Origin of the sequence: Myxococcus sp. AM011, from assembly GCF_013372595.1 — a bacterium.
Classification (GTDB): Bacteria; Myxococcota; Myxococcia; order Myxococcales; family Myxococcaceae; genus Myxococcus; species Myxococcus eversor.
The window spans coordinates 1-1,203 of sequence record NZ_JABXEM010000563.1 but is presented as its reverse complement, the minus strand read 5'-3'; the positions used below and the strand labels follow the sequence as shown (position 1 = coordinate 1,203).

Annotated in this window: 1 protein-coding gene; it reads right to left on the bottom strand. The window is 67.9% G+C overall.

The annotated features are described in order from the left end of the window. On the bottom strand, positions 1 to 1,203 hold a 1,203-nt coding region (locus HUW62_RS47320; RefSeq protein ID WP_176438197.1), incomplete at both ends, for an AMP-binding protein.

Here is a 1,203-nt window from a genome sequence, read left to right as displayed (position 1 = left end):
GGGTATTGGCCACGGGGCGGCCAATGGGAAGGGTGAGGCCGGACTCCAGGCCCGAAACCTCGGCGAAGGTGGCGTCGATGGTGACTTCGGTGGGGCCGTAGAGGTTGACGAGCCGGACGGAAGGCAGCGTGGCGCGCAGGCGGGAGGCGGATTCGGAGGGAAGAGCTTCGCCGCCGCAGAAGAGCCAGCGCAGGCGTGAGGCCTGGGAGAGGGAAGTCTCCTCCAGCATGAAGCGCAGCAGGGAGGGCACCACCTGGAGGACGGTGACCTCGTGGCGCACGACGCACGCGAGTAGAGCGGCCGGGTCGCGATGAGCGTCGGGAGGAGCGAGGACGAGGGGAGCGCCCACCAGCAGCGGAGCCCAGCACTCCCAGACGGAAGCATCGAAGCTCAACGGCGTCTTCTGCAGCACGCGGTCCGCGGCCGTCAGGCCGAAGGTGGAGAGCAGCCAGGCCATATGGTTGGCCAGGGCACGGTGGGAGACGACGGTGCCCTTGGGCTGGCCAGTGCTGCCGGAGGTGTAGATGACGTAGGCCGGATGCTCGGCACCGGAGATGGATGCCAGCGAGGCCGTGCCGGAGAAAGCATCCTCCTGACCATCGATGCAAATGACAGCGGGGCCGTCGGGCAGCAATGCGCGCAGCGAGTGCTGGGTGAGAAGCACCGGCGCGGCGGAGTCGCGAAGCATGAAGGCCAGCCGCTCGCGAGGGTAGCTGGGGTCGAGCGGCACGTAGGCGGCGCCGGCCTTGAGGACGCCCAGGAGAGCCACCGGAAGCTCCAGCGAGCGCTCCATGCAGAGGGCAACGAGAGTCCCAGGTTTCACGCCCAGGGACGCCAGGTGCGAAGCAAGCCGAGAGGAACGCGCCTCCAACTGCCCATAGGTGAGCGAGCCGGAATCACTGACCGCCGCCAGGGCTTCGGGAGTGCGAGAAGCCTGGGCGCTGAAGAGCTGGTGCACGCACGCATCCGCCGGGAAGTCGGCAGTGGTGGCATTCCACTCCACCAGCACGCGCGACTGCTCGGCCTCGTCCATCATCGACAGAGAGGAGACGGGACGAGAAGGGTGCGTGAGTGCAGAGCGCAGCAGCGTCCGCAAGTGCTCCACCAGGCGAGTGATGGAGGCGGAGTCGAAGAGGTCGGAGCAGAAGTCGAGCGAGCCAACGAAGCCGTCGGGGGACTCGGCGAGGGTGAGGCTCAAGTCGA